Annotated in this window: 15 protein-coding genes; 9 read left to right on the top strand and 6 right to left on the bottom strand. The window is 68.0% G+C overall.

Translation table 11 applies throughout. The features are described from left to right. The first annotated feature begins 24 nt into the window (after positions 1–24). The 5 genes from C8E87_RS23625 to def all read left to right on the top strand — a co-directional run bounded on the left by C8E87_RS23625 (position 25) and on the right by def (position 6,949). Positions 25–786 (top strand): glycerophosphodiester phosphodiesterase family protein, encoded by a 762-nt coding sequence (locus tag C8E87_RS23625; protein WP_133875118.1) that lies wholly within the window; start codon positions 25–27, stop codon positions 784–786. 1,910 nt (positions 787–2,696) lie between these two features. Beyond that, the gene (locus C8E87_RS46670) at positions 2,697–4,094 is read left to right on the top strand and encodes a hypothetical protein (RefSeq protein ID WP_133875117.1); all 1,398 of its coding nucleotides are present in this window, start codon (positions 2,697–2,699) and stop codon (positions 4,092–4,094) included. A 107-nt stretch (positions 4,095–4,201) separates the two neighbouring features. Beyond that, a complete protein-coding gene (locus tag C8E87_RS23615) occupies positions 4,202–5,032 on the top strand; it encodes a siderophore-interacting protein (RefSeq protein WP_133875116.1) in 831 nt (276 codons plus the stop codon). Positions 5,033–5,108: 76 nt separating this feature from the next. After that, positions 5,109–6,257, top strand: a complete 1,149-nt coding sequence (locus tag C8E87_RS23610) for a CynX/NimT family MFS transporter (RefSeq protein ID WP_133875115.1) — start codon at positions 5,109–5,111, stop codon at positions 6,255–6,257. An 86-nt stretch (positions 6,258–6,343) separates the two neighbouring features. Continuing rightward, complete coding sequence (gene def, locus C8E87_RS23605) at positions 6,344–6,949, top strand: peptide deformylase (protein ID WP_133875114.1); 606 nt, start codon at positions 6,344–6,346, stop codon at positions 6,947–6,949. A 4-nt stretch (positions 6,950–6,953) separates the two neighbouring features. On the opposite strand, the gene C8E87_RS23600 is transcribed toward def, so the two are convergent. Next, the gene (locus tag C8E87_RS23600) at positions 6,954–7,907 is read right to left on the bottom strand and encodes a helix-turn-helix domain-containing protein (RefSeq protein WP_133875113.1); all 954 of its coding nucleotides are present in this window, start codon (positions 7,905–7,907) and stop codon (positions 6,954–6,956) included. 314 nt (positions 7,908–8,221) lie between these two features. Here C8E87_RS23600 and C8E87_RS23595 point away from each other — a divergent pair, with 314 nt between their 5' ends. Next, positions 8,222–10,108 carry a M4 family metallopeptidase gene (locus C8E87_RS23595; protein WP_166661343.1) on the top strand — a complete coding sequence of 629 codons (1,887 nt, stop codon included), beginning with the start codon at positions 8,222–8,224 and terminating at the stop codon, positions 10,106–10,108. Between the two features lie 200 nt (positions 10,109–10,308). Beyond that, positions 10,309–10,821: a CAP domain-containing protein gene (locus tag C8E87_RS23590; protein ID WP_133875111.1), complete on the top strand. Its 513-nt coding sequence runs from the start codon at positions 10,309–10,311 to the stop codon at positions 10,819–10,821. 1,704 nt (positions 10,822–12,525) lie between these two features. Here C8E87_RS23590 and C8E87_RS23585 read toward each other — a convergent pair. Both C8E87_RS23585 and C8E87_RS23580 read right to left on the bottom strand, forming a co-directional pair. Beyond that, positions 12,526–12,765: a DUF397 domain-containing protein gene (locus C8E87_RS23585; RefSeq protein WP_239079895.1), complete on the bottom strand. Its 240-nt coding sequence runs from the start codon at positions 12,763–12,765 to the stop codon at positions 12,526–12,528. A 34-nt stretch (positions 12,766–12,799) separates the two neighbouring features. After that, positions 12,800–13,648, bottom strand: a complete 849-nt coding sequence (locus C8E87_RS23580; RefSeq protein ID WP_133875110.1) for a helix-turn-helix domain-containing protein — start codon at positions 13,646–13,648, stop codon at positions 12,800–12,802. Positions 13,649–13,878: 230 nt separating this feature from the next. Here C8E87_RS23580 and C8E87_RS23575 point away from each other — a divergent pair, with 230 nt between their 5' ends. Together C8E87_RS23575 and C8E87_RS23570 are read left to right on the top strand one after the other, a co-directional pair. Further along, positions 13,879–14,517 carry a GOLPH3/VPS74 family protein gene (locus tag C8E87_RS23575; protein ID WP_133875109.1) on the top strand — a complete coding sequence of 213 codons (639 nt, stop codon included), beginning with the start codon at positions 13,879–13,881 and terminating at the stop codon, positions 14,515–14,517. A gap of 71 nt (positions 14,518–14,588) precedes the next feature. Next, positions 14,589–16,124, top strand: a complete 1,536-nt coding sequence (locus tag C8E87_RS23570; protein ID WP_133875108.1) for an APC family permease — start codon at positions 14,589–14,591, stop codon at positions 16,122–16,124. A 191-nt stretch (positions 16,125–16,315) separates the two neighbouring features. Here C8E87_RS23570 and C8E87_RS23565 read toward each other — a convergent pair whose 3' ends face one another. From C8E87_RS23565 to C8E87_RS23555, 3 genes are all read right to left on the bottom strand, one after another. Continuing rightward, positions 16,316–16,867 (bottom strand): GNAT family N-acetyltransferase, encoded by a 552-nt coding sequence (locus tag C8E87_RS23565; RefSeq protein ID WP_133875107.1) that lies wholly within the window; start codon positions 16,865–16,867, stop codon positions 16,316–16,318. 387 nt (positions 16,868–17,254) lie between these two features. Further along, complete coding sequence (locus tag C8E87_RS23560; RefSeq protein ID WP_203720451.1) at positions 17,255–17,734, bottom strand: Lrp/AsnC family transcriptional regulator; 480 nt, start codon at positions 17,732–17,734, stop codon at positions 17,255–17,257. A 197-nt stretch (positions 17,735–17,931) separates the two neighbouring features. Next, on the bottom strand, positions 17,932–18,558 hold the full coding sequence (locus tag C8E87_RS23555; RefSeq protein WP_133875105.1) for an NADPH-dependent FMN reductase: 627 nt from the start codon (positions 18,556–18,558) through the stop codon (positions 17,932–17,934). Positions 18,559–18,653: the final 95 nt, after the last annotated feature.

Raw genomic sequence — 18,653 nt, 5'->3', positions numbered from 1 at the left:
GATCACGGCTCCTAGGATCGGTCGGTGCCCTTCCCCTACCTGGACGCGCCGACGCCCCTGGCTTTCGCCCACCGGGGCGGCGCGGCAGACGGCGACGAGAACACGATCGAGGCCTTCGAGCGCGCCGTACGCCTCGGCTACCGCTACGTCGAAACCGACGTGCACGCCACCGCCGACGGCATCCCGGTCGTCTTCCACGACGCCACCCTCGACCGGGTAACCGACGGCGCCGGCCGTATCTCGTCGCTGACCTGGTCCGACTTACGATCCGTCCGCATCGGCGGCGCCGCCCTGGTCCCCCGCCTCGACGAGGTCCTGACGGCGTGGCCCGGCATCCGCTTCAACATCGACATCAAGGCCGACCCCGGCGTGGCCCCCACCGTCGAATGCCTACGCTCCACCTCCGCCGCCGACCGCGTCCTGCTCGCCTCGTTCAGCGACCGCCGTCTCGCCCAGGCCCGCGCCCTGACCGGCCCCACCGTGGCCACGTCGCTCGGCTCCCGCTCGGTGGCCCGCCTGCGCCTGGCCTCGTTGACCGGCACCCCCGTACGCCTCCCCGCCTCGGCCGCCGCGGTTCAGGTCCCACCCCGGCACGGCAGACTCCCCATCGTCGACCGCCGTTTCATCAGGCTGGCCCACCGCCTCAGCCTGCAGGTCCACGTCTGGACCATCGACGACCCGGCGGAAATGGCCCGCCTGCTGGACCTCGGCGTAGACGGCATCATGACCGACCGCCTCACGGTCCTGAAAGACCTCTACCAGTCCCGGGGCCACTGGCCCACGTGACCAGCCGCGCGTGTCCCGTCACCTTGCCCGCCGGCCCCGCGAGCACCGAATTCGACAAGCAATACGACTCCCTTTCCCATTGCTGGAAACGAGAATTCTTGTATTTCCCGGGCCTCAGCCACAGCATGACGAGTTGCACCCACCCGCACCGGCCTACGGCATAGAAATTCACCGCAACCACCACAAGACAGCAATCAAAGAATTCGTCCGAAACCCCGAGGGCGCAACCGTCCAAAACGCGTTCTCGCCACCCATCACCTCCCCCGCACATGAGTTCGAAAGCACGGAAGCAGTTCGTCGCCCGCGGACCGCCGGAGCCACCCGGCTCGCGACACGCAGAGCCGGCAACGAAAACCGATCGGGCCCGCGGTTTTCTGGTCGACGGCTCGCCTTTCGCGGACCCGCAGAAGCAAGCGCGGCTTGCCGCCCGCGAACCGGGCCTTACCCCCTGATCTTGGACACTTCGAACCTGCGATCTTGAGGTCCGAGGTGGATCAGGTGTCCGTGCTTGCTGCCGGCGTAGCACCGGGTCAGACACAGTCCCCGGCCTGCGCGAAGAGGCGACCTGCTCCCGCGCCGAATCGTCCGCAGCCGTGACCTGCAGCAACACCTCCGAGTCACAAGGCAGGAGAGGTGAACCGAGGTAATTGTCCCCGCCATGTCGCCGAAGCCGGCTCAGCTTCCGCGCATGCCGTTGCCGAAGACCCCACTCACGGCGCCGCTGATGCTCACGCCGGAATTCTTCACCGGCCGCGGAGTAATTGCGGCGCCGCGTCCGATCACGCATCGAAGAAATCTCCGCGCGGCCGAACAAAGACAACTGACCCATGCACCATTTTCCCGCGCCCGCTTGCCCGGTGTAAGCACTGGATCATGCCAATTATCGCCACTCCGGATCACACGAACAGAAAGGCCACTTCCCGACACCCCAAGAAACGAATGATCACACCGCTCACCCTACCCGGAAGCGCCATTCTCAGGACTTCCCAACACAGTGGCCGAGCCTCAGAACACGACCGGTCCGCCGAACGACATCGCAGACCAGACCACCGTCCAGGCCACCGTCCGGGCCGCCATCCGGGCGGCCAGCGCGGTAGGTGCCACCGGCGCGGCCAGCGCGGTAGGTGCCGCGGGCGCGGTAGGTGCGGTAGGCCCACCCGGCCCGACCCGGCGGCGGAGGTCCGGTCCATGAGGAACATGCGCGGCGGCAATGCGGCCGGTCCGCGACTGGCGCAACACCCGCCACCGGTCGGCCATGGCGCGGTGCGGCGGGCGCGGCGGGGCGGCGGGCGCGGCGCGGCGGCGGCAATGCGGCCGGCCTGTGGGTGCGACCGACGCGGCAGTGCGGCCAGGCGCGGGAGGTGCTGCGCGCGTAGGAGTGACATTGCGACCGGTGGAGCGGACGCCGTCGTACTGCGGCCGGCGCGGCGGGTGTCGGCAGCCAGGCTGGCCCAGGCCCTACGTAGGGGGCAGGCGCGGGCTCGGGGTGATGCCGGAGCCCCGCCTCTCCCGGGCGGGCGGCGCTGGCGTTGGCAGGCGGGGAATACGAACCGAAAGGGTTGGGTGACGGGCTGGAATGGTTTTCTCAGGGTGTTCTAAGGTACATCGAGCGTGACTTGCTCTACATTTCTCAGTGACGGCGTGGCCTGTGGGCGCCGACGGAGCGCCGCGGACGGCCTGGAGAAAGACTCGCAGGTCAGCGAAGTTTTTGCGATCTTGGTTGAACCCTGGACATCAGCCGTTCGGATGATGCCGGGGGTTCGAGGGTGGTCCCATATCTTTTCTTTAAGTTTGGGCTAAGAATCAATCAATTTCGGCTGCGGAATTGCAATCTGGCGGGGTGCCTCATACCGTCTGGGAGCCGGTCGGAAATTGGGCCGGGTGGATTCTTCGAAGATGAGGTATCACGCATGCGTAGGTCTGCTTACCGCCGCGCGGCCGCCACGCCGTCGGGACGCAACCGACGGCTGTTCGCGGTCGGAGCCGTGATCGCGGCCCTGGGTGCAGCTGTGGGCTTCGCCCAGATCTCCGGCGCCGCCGAGAACGATCGGCCCGAGGGCAGCGGGGCCGGCAAGGTCGTCAACGGGCAGGTGATCCTCACTGACACTTGCGTCGACAGCAACCTGCCTGCGCACGACGGTTTCCAGGTGCCCAGCCGCTGCATCTCCACCGAGTTCGGTGAGGTCGGCGAGGCCAAGGACAACCCGAGCCTGCTGATCACCGAGGCCCCGGAGCGGGTCGCGGCCAACACGCCGTTCACGCTGAAGGTCAGCACCCGCAACCTGATTCGCGACAGGTTCCTCGCGGCCGGCAAGGGTGGGTACTACGTGGAGAGCTCCGTCCTCAAGGACGGCCTCGTCCGCGGCCACTTCCACACCGCGTGCCGGATGCTGTCGAACACCAATGAGGCGCCCGAGCCCGACCCGGTTCCGGCGTTCTTCGTCGCCACCGAGGACAGCAAGGGCGGCGCAGGGTCCGACGAGGTGACCATCCAGGTGCCGGGCATGCCGACCGACGGCATCGCGCAGTGCGCCTCATGGGCCGGTGACGGCTCCCACCGCACGCCGATGATGGTCCGCGCCAACCAGACGCCCGCGATCGACTCCGTCCGCATCGTCGTCGGCAACGCCGGCGGCGGCAACAACGGTGGAGGGAACAACGGAGGCGGGAACAACGGAGGCGGGAACAACGGCGGCGGCAACAACGGCGGCGGCAACAACGGCGGCGGCAACAACGGCGGCGGCAACAACGGCGGCGGCACGCCGGGCAACCCCAACAGCACCGTGGCCCCGACCAAGCCCCCCACCAAGGCCCCGACCACCGCGCCGACGGTGAAGGACGACTTCACCCCCGACCCGACGAAGCCGGCCACCACCAAGCCCACCACCAAGCCGACCAAGCCGGCGACGACCCAGCCCCCCGCGGCCGGGAACTCCACCACCGGGAACTCCGACACCGGCGGAAGCAACAGCGAGAGCGGCAGCAACGACAAGGCCGACGACACCGACACCCCGGCGACCACGGCCCCGAAGCCCCGCTCCACCTCGAAGAGCCCGGCGCCCGCGGCCGGCGGCACCGATTACACGTACGACGACGGCCAGTTCAACTCGGGCAACAAGGCCCCCGTGGCCGACCAGGTCGCCCAGGTGCAGGCGGAGTCCGCGAAGAAGGACGAAGGCGGCCTGCTCGCCCTGACCGGCAACAACACGGTCGCGGTGGTCGGCGGCGCGGCTGTCCTGCTGATGATCGGCCTGATCATCATGGCGCTCACCCGGCGGCGCAGCCTCCCCGGCAGCACCTGGGAGTAGTCAGCTGAGACGAACGAGGGCGGTCCGCATCACGCGGGCCGCCCTTCCTCGTACGCGGGCAAGTGAGGGTAGCCTTACCGGCGACTACGCGAATCGAGGGACGCAGCATGGCGGACAGGCCGGCACGACCGGCGACCGAGGCGGTCGTCACCCGGGTGGAGCAGCTCACCCCGCACATGATCCGAGTCGTCCTGGGCGGCGACGGCCTCGCCCGGATCCAGGCCGGCGACTGCACCGATCATTACGTGAAGATCCTGTTCCCCAAGCCGGGGGCCGTCTATCCCGAGCCGTTCGACATGGGCACGATCCGCGCGACCGTAGCCCCCGAGGACTGGCCGGTCGTGCGGACGTACACGGTTCGCAAGTGGCGTCCCGAGGTCCCCGAGCTGTGGGTCGATTTCGTGGTGCACGGCGACGAGGGCATCGCCGGTCCGTGGGCGGCCGCGGCCAAGCCGGGCGACGTGGTGCGGTTCATGGGCCCGGGCGGCGGTTACGCTCCTGACCCCGGCGCCGACTGGCATCTGCTCGCCGGTGACGAGAGCGCGCTGCCCGCCATCGCCGCCGCGCTTGAGGGAATGCCCGCTGGTGCGCGCGTACGGGCGTACGTGGAGATCGAAAATGCCGACGAGGAGCAGAAGCTCGAGTGCCCCGGCGACCTGGAGCTGACCTGGCTGCGCCGGGGCGGCCGGCCGGTGGGTGAGGCGCTGGTCGAGGCCGTACGGGGTAGCGACTTCCCCGCGGGTCAGGTGCACGCGTTCGTGCACGGTGAGGCGAATTTCGTACGGGATCTGCGCCGTTACCTGAAGAACGAGCGCGGCATCCCGATGAGCCGGCTGTCGATCTCGGGTTATTGGCGGCGCGGCATGAACGAGGACGGGTGGCAGTCCTCCAAGCGCGAGTGGAACCAGCAGGTGGAACAGGAGCAAGACCGGTCGTGAGCCCGATCTTCCCGGGGTCGATGATGTGTAAGTGGTGACCGCCGGGCAGGACCTGACTCAGAAACGTCGCGCGCGCATGACTGCGCTGGTAGCGCTGCTGCTGGCCGCGGTCAACCTGCGCCTGGCGGTGACGAGCGTCGGCCCGGTGCTCGACGAGATCCGCGGCGGTCTCGGCATGAGTTCGACGGTTGCCGGGCTGCTCGCCTCGGTGCCCGTGGTGTGTTTCGCGGCCGTGGGCCTGACCGCGCCCCGGCTGGCCCGGCGGTTCGGCTCGTCCCGGGTGATCCTGATCGGTCTGCTGGTGCTGGCGGCCGGTTTGGCGGTACGCCCGTACGCCGGTGGCACCGCCCTGTTCCTGCTGCTCAGTCTCGTCGCGCTGGCCGGTATCGCGGTCGTCAACGTGCTGCTGCCCTCGGTCGTCAAGGACCGTTTCCCGGACAAAGTCGGCTCGACGACGGGTCTCTACACGGTCGCGCTCAACGTCGGCGCCACCACCGCCGCGGCGGCCACCGTCCCGCTGACCCAGCACGTGTTCGGCGGCGACTGGCGGCTCGGGCTCGCCTGCTGGGCCGCCGTCGCGGTGCTGGCCGTGCCGTCCTGGCTCCCGCTGGCCCGCGAGCCGATCGCTCCGGCGGCCGAGGTCAAGACCGATGATCCCGTACGGGTCTCCCGGCACCCGGTCGCGTGGGCGCTCGCGGTCTATTTCGGCATGCAGTCCACCTCGGCGTACGTGATCATCGGCTGGCTCCCGCAGATCTATCGGGACGCCGGGGTCCCGGCCGAGCAGGCGGGCCTGCTGTTCGCCCTCACGTCGTTCCTCGGTGTGCCGCTCGGGTTCGGGCTGTCCGCGCTGGCCGGGCGGGTGCGCACCCAGAGCTGGATAGCGGTCGGGCTGGGTGTCTTCGGCCTGGCCGGTTACGGCGGCCTGTGGTGGGACCCGGCCGCGGCCCCGTGGTTGTGGGCGACCTTCCTGGGCATCGTGAACACGGCTTTCCCGCTGGTGCTGACGCTGATCGCGCTGCGCGGCCGCGACCCCGGCACTGTCGTACGGCTGTCCGCGTTCGCGCAGAGTGTCGGCTACATCATCGCGATCCCGGGCCCGTTCCTGGTCGGCGCACTGCACGACGCCACCGGCGGCTGGCGGGCGCCACTGGCCCTGGTGCTGTGCCTGATCGTCCCGCAGATTGTCGCCGGATGGTTCGCGGGCCGCAACCGTCAGGTGTGACGTGACCCGCGATTCAATCACGTTCCGCAGCGATTTGATCGCACACAGGCATAACGCTCAATGGATTCGTGTAGCACAGTGAGGGCATGAGCCCGGAGCACCCGATCCCCGCCCAGCGCAGGAGCCCCGAGCAGCAACCATCACCCACCCCGGGTCAACGCATGATCGAACTGGGGATCGTGCAGGCCGGCGACCCGGCGCTGAGAACACCCGCCCGCCCCTTCGAGCTGCCCCGCGAGGCCGCCGAGGCGCATGAGACGATCGCCCGCATCAGGGCCGCGATGGATCACGTGGCCCGTGCGCACCCGTTCGCGAAGGGCATGGGCATGGCCGCCCCCCAGATCGGCATCGACCGGGCCGCGACAGTCATCCGTACGGAGAATCGGGAATTGGTGCTCCTCAACCCGCGGGTCGTCGACCGGTCGGCCGAACAGAACATCCTGTACGAGGGGTGCCTGAGCTTCTTCGACGTGCGCGGCGAGGTCGAGCGCCCGGCCCGGGTGGACGTCGAGCACCGGCGTCCCGACGGCACTGTCGAGATCTCCCGGTTCCGCGGTGGCCTGGCCCGGCACGTGCAGCACGAGATCGACCACCTGGAGGGCCGCCTGTACACCGACCGCATGCCCGCCGGCACGAACGTCATCCCGCTCTCGGAGTATCAGGGCGTCGGCCGGCCCTGGCGCACCCCGTGACCGGTCACGCGGCCAGGTCGCCCCACCCGGCGGGCGCGCGTTCGCCGAACCGCCACCGCAGCCTGATCTGGCTGGTCAGCAACAGTTCGCGCAGCCGCAGCGTGTAGACGACTGTGCCGTTCTCCCCGGGTGACTCGGTCGGCGAGAAACCCTTGATGCCCGCGTACGACAGGGTCTCGGCACTCACCTCGGCGGCGAGCTCGGCCGGCAGCCGCAACGACATCGTCAGCGCCCGGGTCGGGAACCGGATGTCGCGTTGGAACCACTGCCCCCACAGGCTGGCGGGCACCCGATACGCGTACGTCACCCGGGTGCGTTCGCCCGGATAGAGCGGGAACCGCGCCCGCGCGTTGCCAAAGATCAACACCATTTTCACGTACGCGTCCGAGGCGCGCGTCACACGTACGTCCATCGGCTCGGGCTGCTCGTCGCCCGCGTGGGCCTCGAAGTCCAGATCGGACAGCTGCAGCGGGCTCTCGGCGTAGAGCCGGCGGGACACGCCGGGCTGGTCGGGGTAGCGGTCGACGTCGACGCGTACGGGATAGCAGGTGACGGGCCGGTCGCCGACGTTGCGCACCACGCGCTCGACCCGGCAGAAGTACCACCCGTCGGCGTACGCGAGGGTGGCGTTCTCCTCCTCGATCACCAGGGTGGCCGGGAGCATGGGGCTGGGCTCGTAGTCGTTGCGCAGAACCGGGGTGGGTGCGGGCTCACCGGCGGCCTGCCGGCACTGCTCGTACCGCGAGATGATCTCACCCCCGCTCGCCAGGACCGCTTCGGCGCGGCAGGCGAACTCGAGGGTCGGGTGGTGTCGCAGGCTCTCCACGTGGCTGATGTACGACGGGTGGTAGCCCATCGAAGCGGCGAGCTGCTTCTTGGAGAGGCCCCGCCGGGTGCGCCAAACGGTGAGCACCTGTGCGAATGCCGTACGGGCCGTGAGCTCGAGTTGTGAGGTCATCACACACTCCTGAAGGGACGCTGTCCGGCCATGATGCCCCACCCGGCACCCACCGGCCAGGGTCAGAGATGTCACTTTACGAATTCATGAGATTACGGAGCGCACACTTGAATCGCCGTTCACGCTGTTGAATCATGCGCGCGGCGGCCCACGCGCAAGGGTTTTCCCTGATTCGGTGACGAGCGTCGATGCCTACGTTTTCACCATCGGACTTGAGCCCCGCCCCAACCCCCGGGCGGGAAAGGAGTACCCGCGTGAAACGTCGAACCCCTCTGATCATCGCGTTGGCGGCCGGAACCGTGGCCGCCTCCGCCATGGTCGCGGCGACCGGGCCGGCCGCCGCAGCGCCCCAGGACCCCGCGGCCGCCGCCGCCCTGGCCTCCGACAAGGCGGACGCGCTCGTCGCCGGCCGCCCGGCGATCCTGCACGCAGGCTCGAACGAGACCTTCCAGCAGCAGAAGGTGATCCAGTCCTCCGGCCTCAACTATGTTCCGTACAAGCGCACGTACAAGGGCCTGCCGGTCGAGGGCGGCGACTTCGTCGTGGTCACCGACGCGGCCGGGCAGACCAAGGCCACCTCGGTCGCGCAGAGCGCCCCGATCGGCGAGGTCGGCACCGTCGCCAAGATCTCCGGCAGCGCGGCCGCCGCGACGGCGAAGGAGCAGCTCAAGACCGTGAACACGGTCGAGGGCACCAAGCTCGTGGTGCTGGCCGAGGAAGGTCAACCGGCCCGGCTGGCCTGGCAGACCACGGTCGCCGGCACGAACGCCGAGGGCCCGAGCCGCCTCACCGTCGACGTCGACGCCGCCACGGGACAGGTGCTGCGTACGACGGAAAGGGTCATCGACGTCGCCGGCACGGGCACCGGCTGGATCAACGGCTCGGTCACGATCGACACCACCCAGTCCGGCTCGTCCTACCTGCTGCAGGACCCCAGCCACACCTCGATCCGCTGCCAGAACTCGTCGGGCAACGCGACCTTCAGCGGCCCGGACAACGTGTGGGGCAACGGCTCCGGCACCGACCGCGAAACCGGCTGCGTCGACGCCTTCTACGTCGCGCAAAAGCAGTACGCGATGCTCTCGTCGTGGCTCGGCCGCAACGGTCAGAACGGCAACGGCGGCGCATGGCCCATCCGGGTCGGCCTGAACGACCAGAACGCGTACTACGACGGCACCCAGATCCAGATCGGCAAGAACACGGCCGGCCAGTGGATCGCCTCGGCCGACGTGGTCGGTCACGAACTGGCCCACGGCATCGACGACACCACCCCAGGCGGCATCTCGCGCTCCGGCACCCAGGAATTCGTCGCCGACACCATCGGCGCGGCAACCGAGTGGTTCATCAACAACCCCAACGACGCCCCCGACTACCAGGTCGGCGAGGAGGTCAACCTGGTCGGCAGCGGCCCGATCCGGTACATGTACAACCCGTCGCTCGCCGGCGACAGCAACTGCTACTCCAGCAGCACCCCCGGCTCCGAGGTGCACGCGGCGGCCGGCCCCGGCAACCACTGGTTCTACCTGATGGCCGAGGGCACCAACCCGGCCAACGGCCAGCCGGCCAGCACCCGCTGCAGCGGCTCCGGCGCGATCACCGGGCTCGGCATCCAGAACGCCATGAAGATCATGTACAACGCGATGCTGATGAAGACGTCCTCGTCGTCGTACCTGAAGTACCGCACCTGGACGCTGACCGCGGCCAAGAACCTGTTCCCGAACAGCTGCGACCAGTTCAACACGGTCAAGGCGGCCTGGGACGCGGTCAACGTGCCCGCCCAGTCGGCCGACCCGACGTGCAGCGGTGGGGGCACGACCCCGCCGACGACTCCTCCCACTTCCCCTCCGACGGGCACCTGCACCGGCACCAACGGCACCGACGTCACGATCCCGGACGCCGGGTCGGCGATCAGCAGCAGCATCGCGATCAGCGGCTGCGGCCGGTCCGCGTCGGCGACCTCGACGATCGCCGTCAACATCGTCCACACGTACCGGGGTGACCTGCGCGTCGACCTGGTAGCGCCCGACGGCACGGTCTACAACCTCAAGGCGACCTCGTCGTCCGACAGCGCCGACAACGTCAACACGACATACACGAAGAGCCTGTCGAGCGAGGCCGCCGACGGGACCTGGCAGCTGAGGGTGCAGGACGTGTACCAGGCGGACACCGGCTACATCAACTCCTGGACCTTGACCCTCTGACCTTCCTCCCCCGACGCGGGGCTCGGCTTGACGCAGCCGGGTCCCGCGTCTCTTTCCTGGGCGTCTTCTGCGACAAAACGGACGCGTTCAGTGCAGCTCGGTTGCCCGGCGTTGCCTTCCGGGTCCCCCGCTTCATCCCGGCCCCAGCTCCCCGATCGGTACCGCTGACAGCAAGTCGCAAGCCCGAAGGAGCCCCGAACGTGAAGCGTTTCGTCCGCCGCGCCGTCGCCATCGCCGCCCTGATCGCCATCCCGACCCTCGCCGGAGGCCCCGCGTTCGCGGCGACCACCGCCAAGGCGCCGAAGAAGGCCGCGGTTGCCGACCAGGCCGCGTACGAGACCGAGGTCGTCAAACTCACCAACGCCCAGCGCACCGCCCGCGGCTGCAAGGCCCTGCGGATCGACGACCGCCTGGTCAAGGCGGCCCGCGCGCACAGCCAGGACATGGTCCGCAACGGCTTCTTCGACCACACCGGGTCGGACGGCAGCAACTTCGTCACCCGCGAGGTGCGCGCCGGCTACCCCCGCAAAGGCGCATCGGCCGAGAACATCGCCTGGGGCTACCGCACGCCGCAGCAGGTGGTCACGGGCTGGATGAACAGCTCCGGCCACCGCAAGAACATCCTGAACTGCTCCAGCGTCGCGGTCGGCGTCGGCCTGGCCTACACCTCAAGCGGCGCGCCGTACTGGACCCAGGACTTCGGCCGCATCTGACAAGAGCGCCCCGCTACTGCCCGTCCCCCGCCGCACCCAACAAGATTCCCCGCTACTGCCCGTCCCCCACCGCACCCAACAAGACTCCCCGCTACTGCCCGTCCCCCACCGCACCACTGGGGGGCGACCCCGCGGCCAGGCTAACGAACAGGCCTGGGGACAGCGGCGGTTGTCCACAGGACACGAGACTGTCCACAGCCGAAATGCCGTACAGCTCCTACTGTGCGGCATTTCGGCTTTTGGTCATCGTAAGTCAAGTAAAGAGTTCGACAGTTGCTCGGCGCGGCCCGGCGGCCCCGCTTGCTTGACCATGCGGCACCGAGATCTGTCGTCCGCGCCGGTCCAGCTGACACGAGCGCGGGACATATAGCGGCGCCGCGGGTCGCTACGCCAAGCCACCCGAGGGCGACGGCGAGGATACGAGGGCGTAACGGCGCGGACATGGGTGACGGCGCGGTACAGGTACGGCGCGAGCACGAGGGTCGGTGCAACTCAAACGCAGGTGGCGACGAGGCGTGCGCGCGTGCCGCCGCGAGCCCGGGTGGTGGTGCCGGCACGGCCGACTGGTGGGTGCCTGTACCGGGCGCTAGCGCGGGTGCCAGTACGGGCGGCGGTACGGATGCCAGTACGGGCCCTGGTACGGGTACGAGTGTGCGCGCCGGCGGCGGAGCGGATGTGTACGCGGGTGCCGGTGCCGGTACGGCACTGGTGCCGGTGTCGCTCCGGTACGGGTACGCGTGCGCCGGTGGGCAATGCGGATGAGTGCGCCGGTGACGGTGCGGGACACAGGCACGGGTACCGGCACGGCCCCCGTACGACTGCCGGCACCGCTCCGGTACGAGCACGAGCACGCGCGCCGATGGCAGTGCGGATGCATGCGCCGGTGACGGTGCAGGACACAGGCACGGGTACCGGCACGGCCCTCGTACGACTGCCGGTACCGCTCCGGTACGGGTACGCGCGTGCGCCGGTGGGCAATGCGGATGAGTGCGCCGGCGAGGCTGCCGGTACCACTCCGGTACGGCACGAGCGCGTGCGCCGGTGGCGGTGGCGGTGCGGATGTGTAAGCGGGTGGCGGTGCGGATGCATGCGCCGGTAACGGTGCGGGACACAGGCACGGGTACCGGCACGGCCCCCGTACGGCTGCCGGCACCGCTCCGGGACGAGCACGAGCACGCGCGCCGATGGCAGTGCGGATGCATGCGCCGGTGACGGTGCAGGACACGGGCGGCGGCGCCGGCGCAGGCTCCGCTGACCGGCGCGCGCGTACGGACGGCGGCGCAGGTGGCCGCGTGGCGGGGCACAAAAACGGTGCGGGCGCGGCGTGACCGAGAACGAGGTCAGCCCGAGTCAGGCCAGGCGAGCGCGAGCCTGAGGTGAGCCGACACCGGCAGGTCCCGGTGAACGCAGGGTGACGGCGACGCAACAGGAAAGGCACCAACCCCCGAACGCGGATGCATTCTGCAAAATCCACCCCGACCCCGAGTGGAAACGGCGCTTCGGGCAGTCCCGGAACGGCGCGACACCAATCTCTGCGCACCAATCGCCGGCGGCGGAACGTCGCACAAACGTCACCGTAAAGGGTGATTCTGAGTGCGGGTGCCGCGACTCCTGGTGATCGGGGTCACGGCACCCCAATGAAACACGCGCCGACGGAAAGTGAGCACTTCCGAACGGCGCGTATCTATCGATAGGCTTGCTGACTCAGGCGTCGATGTCGAACTCGCCGTCCTTGGCCGAGCCGACGAAGGCGGCCCACTCCGCCGTGGTGAACATCAGTGCAGGACCGGAGCGGTCCTTGCTGTCCCGGACGGCAACGCCCTGGTCGAGGAACGCGACCTCGACACAGTTGTTACCGCCGTTGCCGTTGCTGCGGCTGGCCTTCTTCCAGACCGCGCCGGTGAGAACAGCAGCGTTTTGCTGGTGCGTGAGCAACTCAAGCACCCCCCTTCGATATGCGGTTGTCTCGCGGAGAGCACTACGCGACGAGCAGGCTCTCTATCATCTTGATGGTCATCCGGTGGTCGAGCGCCCTGGCACTCAATCGTTCGAACTCTTGCCGGTAGCGAACGACCTCAGCCGGTTGCTCTTCGTAGTAGTCTCCCGCAAGACCTTCAAGATAGACAACATCCAAATGGGTGGTCTCGCGAAACTCCAAAAGCGCAGCTGAACCGCCGAGGAACGTGTGTTCGCCGGCGCTGAACGGTAGAATCTGCAGCATTACGTTGGGTAATTGAGCAATCTCGATCAGATGCCGAAGCTGTTCATTCATGACGTCGTCGCCGCCCACCACCCGGCGCACCACCGATTCGTCGATGATGGCGGTCAGCTCGAGCGGCCTCTCCGCGCGCAGGCGCGTCTGCCGGGTGAGGCGCAGCGAGACACGGCGGTCGGTTTGCTGGGCTGACTCGTTGGACCGGCCGGTGCGGATGAGCGCACGCATGTACGCCTCCGTCTGCAGCAGACCGGGCACGATGATCGGTTCCCAGGCGCGCATCGAGGCGGCGGCCGCCTCCAGGCCGACGAAGTTGCCGGGGCGCATGATGTCCCGGTAGTCCGTCCACCATGTTCGCTCGCGCGACAACCGGGCCAGTTCGACGAGCGCCTCGCGATAGTCCTGATCCCCCACGCCGTACAGCGTCAGAAGATCTTTCACATCGCGCGGGGTCACCGCGACACGCGCCGTCTCGATGCGCGTGACCTTGGCGGCGTGCCACTCGAAATGCCTCGAGACGTTCTCTTGCGTCAGCCCTGCCGCTTCACGACACCGCTTGAGTTCCGCACCCAGACGGCGCCGGCGCAGGGTTGGCCCTTCATCTACGGACACCTGGGCTCCCTCGTCCTGATGTGACCGATAGTACGGCCCAGGCCTTCATGATCCAAACAAGGCGTACCAAACAAAAAGTACTAGCCTTCTTGTATATGCCCTTCCGGCGGGTACATGATGCGCGGACATCGAGTCACAGCGTTTTCTACTGACAGTGATCATCGCGGCCATGGTGGTCACTGCCAACCCGACCAAAGACCATCAAGACGTTGTCTAAGGGGCGTGGCGGCGTGTTGGCTGACCAGTACTTCCTGATCGCACACGAGGACCGCACCGGCCGGTCCCGTCTCCATCCACGTGCGACCGGCCTAGGCCTGGCCGCTGCACTACTAGGTGAGCTCGTCATGGAGGGCCGGATCGGCATCTCCGACGGAGATCTGATCATCCTTGACCGGCATCCCCCGACCGACGCGCTCGCACACGACGTTCTCGACCTGCTCATCGCGCAGCCACAACACCGGGATGTCCGGATCTGGCTGGCCTTCCTCTCGCAGGACGCGGCGATCAGGGTCGGCGAACGGCTCACCCGTCTCGGCGCGGTCGAGGCGGTCACCAAACGGCGGATGCTCTCCACCGAGACCCTCTACATGCCCAACAGCGCGGCGCAGCGCAACGCCGCCGCGTGGGCGCCGGCCCGTCTGGCGAACATGCTGGTTCGCGGGATGGGCATGAGCATCAGTGACCGGGTGCTGATCGGCCTGGTGGCTGCCACCGGGCTCACCCGGCACGTGCTCTACGACTTCGAGGCGCACCGGCACGCGTTCCAATCGCTGCCCAGCGCCGTCGGATCGCTCCCCGCCGACCTGCGGGAGCTTGTCGAGTACACCGAAGCCTCCGTGGGCTCGGTCGTCACTGTTGGCCGCCGGTGAGCGGCATCGGGCGCCATCACCTCGGGCGCAACAACTCTGAACATTGGGCCGGGAGGCTGCTGGTGGCACGTATGGAACCCGAAGAACCGGACATCGTCTCGAAGGCGCTGGCCAAGAACAGGCTGGGCGTACCGTCCGTTGTGTTCTTCGGAGTCGCGGGAGCGGCCCCACTTACTGTGATCATCGGTTCGATCACGACCATCTACGCGATCATCGGCAGCACCGCTGTTCCGATCGCGTACCTGGTGACGGCGGGACTGCTCTCCCTGTTCACCGTCGGGTTCGTCGCCATGAGCCGGCACATCGTCAACACCGGGGCGTTCTACTCCTACATCAGTCATGGATTAGGACGCATCATCGGCGTGGGAGCGGCCTTCGTGGCGCTGCCCGCCTACTCACTCATGCAGATAGGCCTCTTCGGACTGTTCGGATCAGTGGCCAGCGGCATCCTGGCCGCGTTCGGGTTCGCCGTACCCTGGTACGCCTGCGCGATAGCGGCCTGGTTCGCCGTGGCCATCCTGGGACTGCTCTGGGTCGACCTCAGCGGCAAGGTCCTGGCGGTCCTCCTGGTTCTCGAGATCGCGGTCGTGCTGATCTACGACCTCGTGATGATCGGCAACCCGGCCGACGGCCAGATCACCTTCTCCCAGTTCTCCCCGGCGCCGCTGGCCACCCCGGTGATCGGCATCCTGATGGTGCTCGCCATCGCCGGCTTCGTCGGCTTCGAGGCCACAGTGGTGCTCTCCGAGGAAGCCAAAGACCCCAAACGCACGATCGCCCGGGCCACCCACATCGCGGTGATCCTCGCGGGCGTGCTGTGCGCGGTCTCGGCCTGGGCCATGTCCGTCAACACAGGCCCCGACCAGATCGCCGCCCGAGCCGCCGAGCACCAGACCGACCTGGTCTTCCAGCTGGTCGGGCCGCACCTGCCCGGCTTCCTCATCGACCTCGGTTACGTCCTGTTCCTCACGAGCGTGTTCGCGGCATTGCTCGCGTTCCACGCGGCGGTGTCGCGCTACCAGTTCGCCCTCGGGCGTGAGGGCGTGCTCCCGGCCGCTTGGGGCCGGACCCACCCGCGTACGGGAGCGCCGCTGCTCGGTTCCATCACCCAGAGCGTCCTGGCCATCATCGTGCTCAGCATCTACGCCCTGGTCGGCTCGGACCCGCTGGTCTTCGTCTTCGCCTGGCTCACCACGATCGGCGGGCTCGGCGTGCTGATTCTCATGTGGGCGGCGTCGGCGGCCGTACTCGCCTTCTTCATGCGGAACAAGCGCGGGGAGAGCGCCTGGAAGGCGTACGTCGCACCGGCCACCGCATTCCTGCTGCTGACCGTGGTGCTGGCGGCAACGTGCATCGGCTTCGGAGAACTGCTTCAGGTCAGCGGTGATTCACCGTTCCAGTGGCTCATTCCCGCGCTGTATCTGGGCGTGGCCATGATCGGCTTCGTCTGGGCACTGATCATGCGGGCGGCACGCCCGGAGGTCTACGCGGCGATCGGCCGCGGCACCGAGGGGCGGGTGAGCGTGGCTCCCGACAGCGCATCCATGCTGCGGGCAATGCACGCCGATCCCGTCGGCGCCCGCAGCGGCAGCGGATATCCCTACTAGCTTCCTCCGGCGTTCGCGAGACGTCGCGTACGCCGGACGGAAAGAACCCGGTAGCCGCGTCCGACGCGATTACCGGAGACCGGCATCCACCGCTTCGACCCGGAGGTCGCCTATGGCCTGAAGGTTTCCCCCCAGCTCCGCGGCAGACCGTCGACAAAGTCGGCGGCCTGCCGCGTTTTCGCGCAAGGGCGTCAGGCTGCCGAGGGGAATTCGTAGAGCCAGTACGACTGCTGGTCGATCCGGGTGAACTTCATGTTGTCCGAGAGCCGGCTCACCATCATCCGGAACACCCGCGACATCCGCCGCACCTCGTCGTTGTGGTTGCAGATGTCCAGGCAAACGAGCCCGTTCTGGGCCGAGGCGACCATGTACATCTGCTCGACGAGCTGAGCGAACGCCTCGCGACCCTGCGCGTGCGGGCTCACCGCGACAAATCCGATGTACCAGATCTTGTGAGCGGCATAGTGCTCGGGCCAATGCCGTTCGAAGTACTGCGGGGCGATCAGGGGCACGGCCTCCAGATCATTTGTGTAGGTGGCTACGCCGCAGATGGTGCCGTCGTCATCGAGGGCAAGGTACTTGTCGACCCGCGTGTCCGCCATTACCTCGTCGAACTCGGACCGGAACATCAGATGGCGTTGAACCGCCAGGTGGTTCAGCTCCTCGAACGCGTCCCGGTACATGGTCCACATTGTCTCGTGGAGCGCTTGGTCGGTGATCCGGTCGATGACTTTGATAAGCATGCTCGGCTCCCCCGCAGGCCGCCGCCAGGTCGGCCCGCTACTAGCACTCATCTTGATCGATGATTGTTGACCATCAGCGTACGAAGGGTTACCCGATTGCGACAATGCGTGGCGACCAATTGAATGTGCCAATTCATCTACCGGATGCGTCGAGTGCCCGTTTTGGCATGCAAGTTGCAGTGCCCACAGTAGATTCGTCCCTCGATCCAGCACATTGCTCAGGCCCCGGAGTACTAGACTTCGTGCGCATTACCCCTGGTGTACGCCCTTACGCGACTGCTTTTCTTCAATGAACGGACGAGCTGGCGCATCCGCCATTCGCAAAGATCATTGTCCGGCGGGATCACCCATTTCAGCGCCTCAAAGAATAACGCTGCGTGACACGCCCTATCCGCGGGACTCCGCTGTGTGACGACGCAGGAGGCCGTCGACGCTGTTGGGCGCCACCTCGTGGAGCACGATCGACGTCGAGGTGCGGACGACGCCCGGGGACGCCACGACCAGGTTGGTGATCCGGTACAGATCGGCGGTGTCCTTCGCGACGATACGTACGAGCAAATCGCCGTCGCCCGTCGTGGCCAGGATCTCGACCACCTCGGGGATCCGGACGATCTGCTGCGCCGCCAGGTCACCCTCGCGCTGGCTGAGCGACAACGTCATGAAGGCCATGAGCGGATAACCCAGGGCGGCCGGCTCGACCCGGCGCGAATACGCCCCCAGAGCGCCGGACTCCCGCATCCGGCGCAGGCGGGCCTGCACGGTGTTGCGGGACATGGACAGCCGCTCGGCCAGGGCGACGACGGTGGCGTCGGGGTCGGCGTCGAGCGCCAGCAGAATGCGCGCGTCGGTCCCGTCCAAAGATCGCATCGTTGCCATCCTCCCCTGTTGACGGCCATTCTGCTGTGCGTTTGCACAGCAATCAAGCGCGAAGTGGCGCAGGATGCGCCAAGGTGATGCGATCCAGGCGGTGATCGACGAGTAGCTGTTGCAGTATTGGTGAAAATTCCACCCGGAGATCAATGGCCTCCGGCAGTCAGCCGGCCGTCGAAGCAGGCGCCGCGCGGTCAGCCGGCCTGCCAGTCGGGGAGGCCGGCCGAGTCACGGCGTTCGATGACCGGGAAGACGCTCGAATAGTGCTGCCAGGCCGGGCGGGGCGGGGCGTCGCTCATGTTGAGGACGCGGACCAGGGCCTGCAAGGCGTCCTGCAGCGCCTGGTGCAGGCGGGCGTCGGTGATCAGGCCGGAGCCGTCGATCGTGCCGGGGTCGATCGGGACCCGGATGCAGGCGGCGCGCAGGACCTTGGCGTTGGTGTGGCTGAAGACGGTTTCCAGGGTGGTGCGGGCGCCGTGGTCCTCACCCTCGCCGGAGACCGAGAGCCAGGCCACCGGCTTGCCGTCCAGCAGGTTGTCCTCGATGAGCCAGTCGAGCAGATTCTTGAGGCTGCCGGGCACGGTGCCCGCGTACTCCGGGGTGCTGATCAGCACGGCGTCGGCGATGCGCACCTGGTGGCGCAGCAGCACCACGGTGTCGTGCGGGTTCGGGTCGCCGGGCACGAACGCGGGCACGCCGAGCAGGCCCTCGAACAGGCCGGCGTTGATGTCGTCCGGTGCGAAACGGGCGGCAGTGCGCAGCGCGGCGGTCTGCAGACTGTCCTCGCGGGTGCTGCCCGAGATCAGCAGGATGCGGGTCATGCGCCGAGCCTAGGCCGTGGTCATGTCGCGGTTGAGTCTTGGCGGACAGCTTTTCGTCAGTTCCCGTCCGGGCCGGTTCCTGTGACACCCTGAAC

Source organism: Paractinoplanes brasiliensis, from assembly GCF_004362215.1.
GTDB classification, from domain to species: domain Bacteria; phylum Actinomycetota; class Actinomycetes; order Mycobacteriales; family Micromonosporaceae; genus Actinoplanes; species Actinoplanes brasiliensis.
The sequence above is the reverse complement of the archived record's forward strand: the minus strand, read 5'-3'. Positions and strand labels throughout refer to the sequence as shown.

Bases quoted from the DNA above. Each gene is read 5' to 3' on its own strand.
- C8E87_RS46670 (WP_133875117.1), top strand. From the start codon at position 2,697: ATGCGTAGGTCTGCTTACCGCCGCGCGGCCGCCACGCCGTCGGGACGC.
- C8E87_RS23615 (WP_133875116.1), top strand. From the start codon at position 4,202: ATGGCGGACAGGCCGGCACGACCGGCGACCGAGGCGGTCGTCACCCGG.
- C8E87_RS23610 (WP_133875115.1), top strand. From the start codon at position 5,109: ATGACTGCGCTGGTAGCGCTGCTGCTGGCCGCGGTCAACCTGCGCCTG.
- def (WP_133875114.1), top strand. From the start codon at position 6,344: ATGAGCCCGGAGCACCCGATCCCCGCCCAGCGCAGGAGCCCCGAGCAG.
- C8E87_RS23600 (WP_133875113.1), bottom strand. From the start codon at position 7,907: ATGACCTCACAACTCGAGCTCACGGCCCGTACGGCATTCGCACAGGTG.
- C8E87_RS23595 (WP_166661343.1), top strand. From the start codon at position 8,222: ATGGTCGCGGCGACCGGGCCGGCCGCCGCAGCGCCCCAGGACCCCGCG.
- C8E87_RS23570 (WP_133875108.1), top strand. From the start codon at position 14,589: ATGGAACCCGAAGAACCGGACATCGTCTCGAAGGCGCTGGCCAAGAAC.
- C8E87_RS23565 (WP_133875107.1), bottom strand. From the start codon at position 16,867: ATGCTTATCAAAGTCATCGACCGGATCACCGACCAAGCGCTCCACGAG.
- C8E87_RS23560 (WP_203720451.1), bottom strand. From the start codon at position 17,734: ATGCGATCTTTGGACGGGACCGACGCGCGCATTCTGCTGGCGCTCGAC.
- C8E87_RS23555 (WP_133875105.1), bottom strand. From the start codon at position 18,558: ATGACCCGCATCCTGCTGATCTCGGGCAGCACCCGCGAGGACAGTCTG.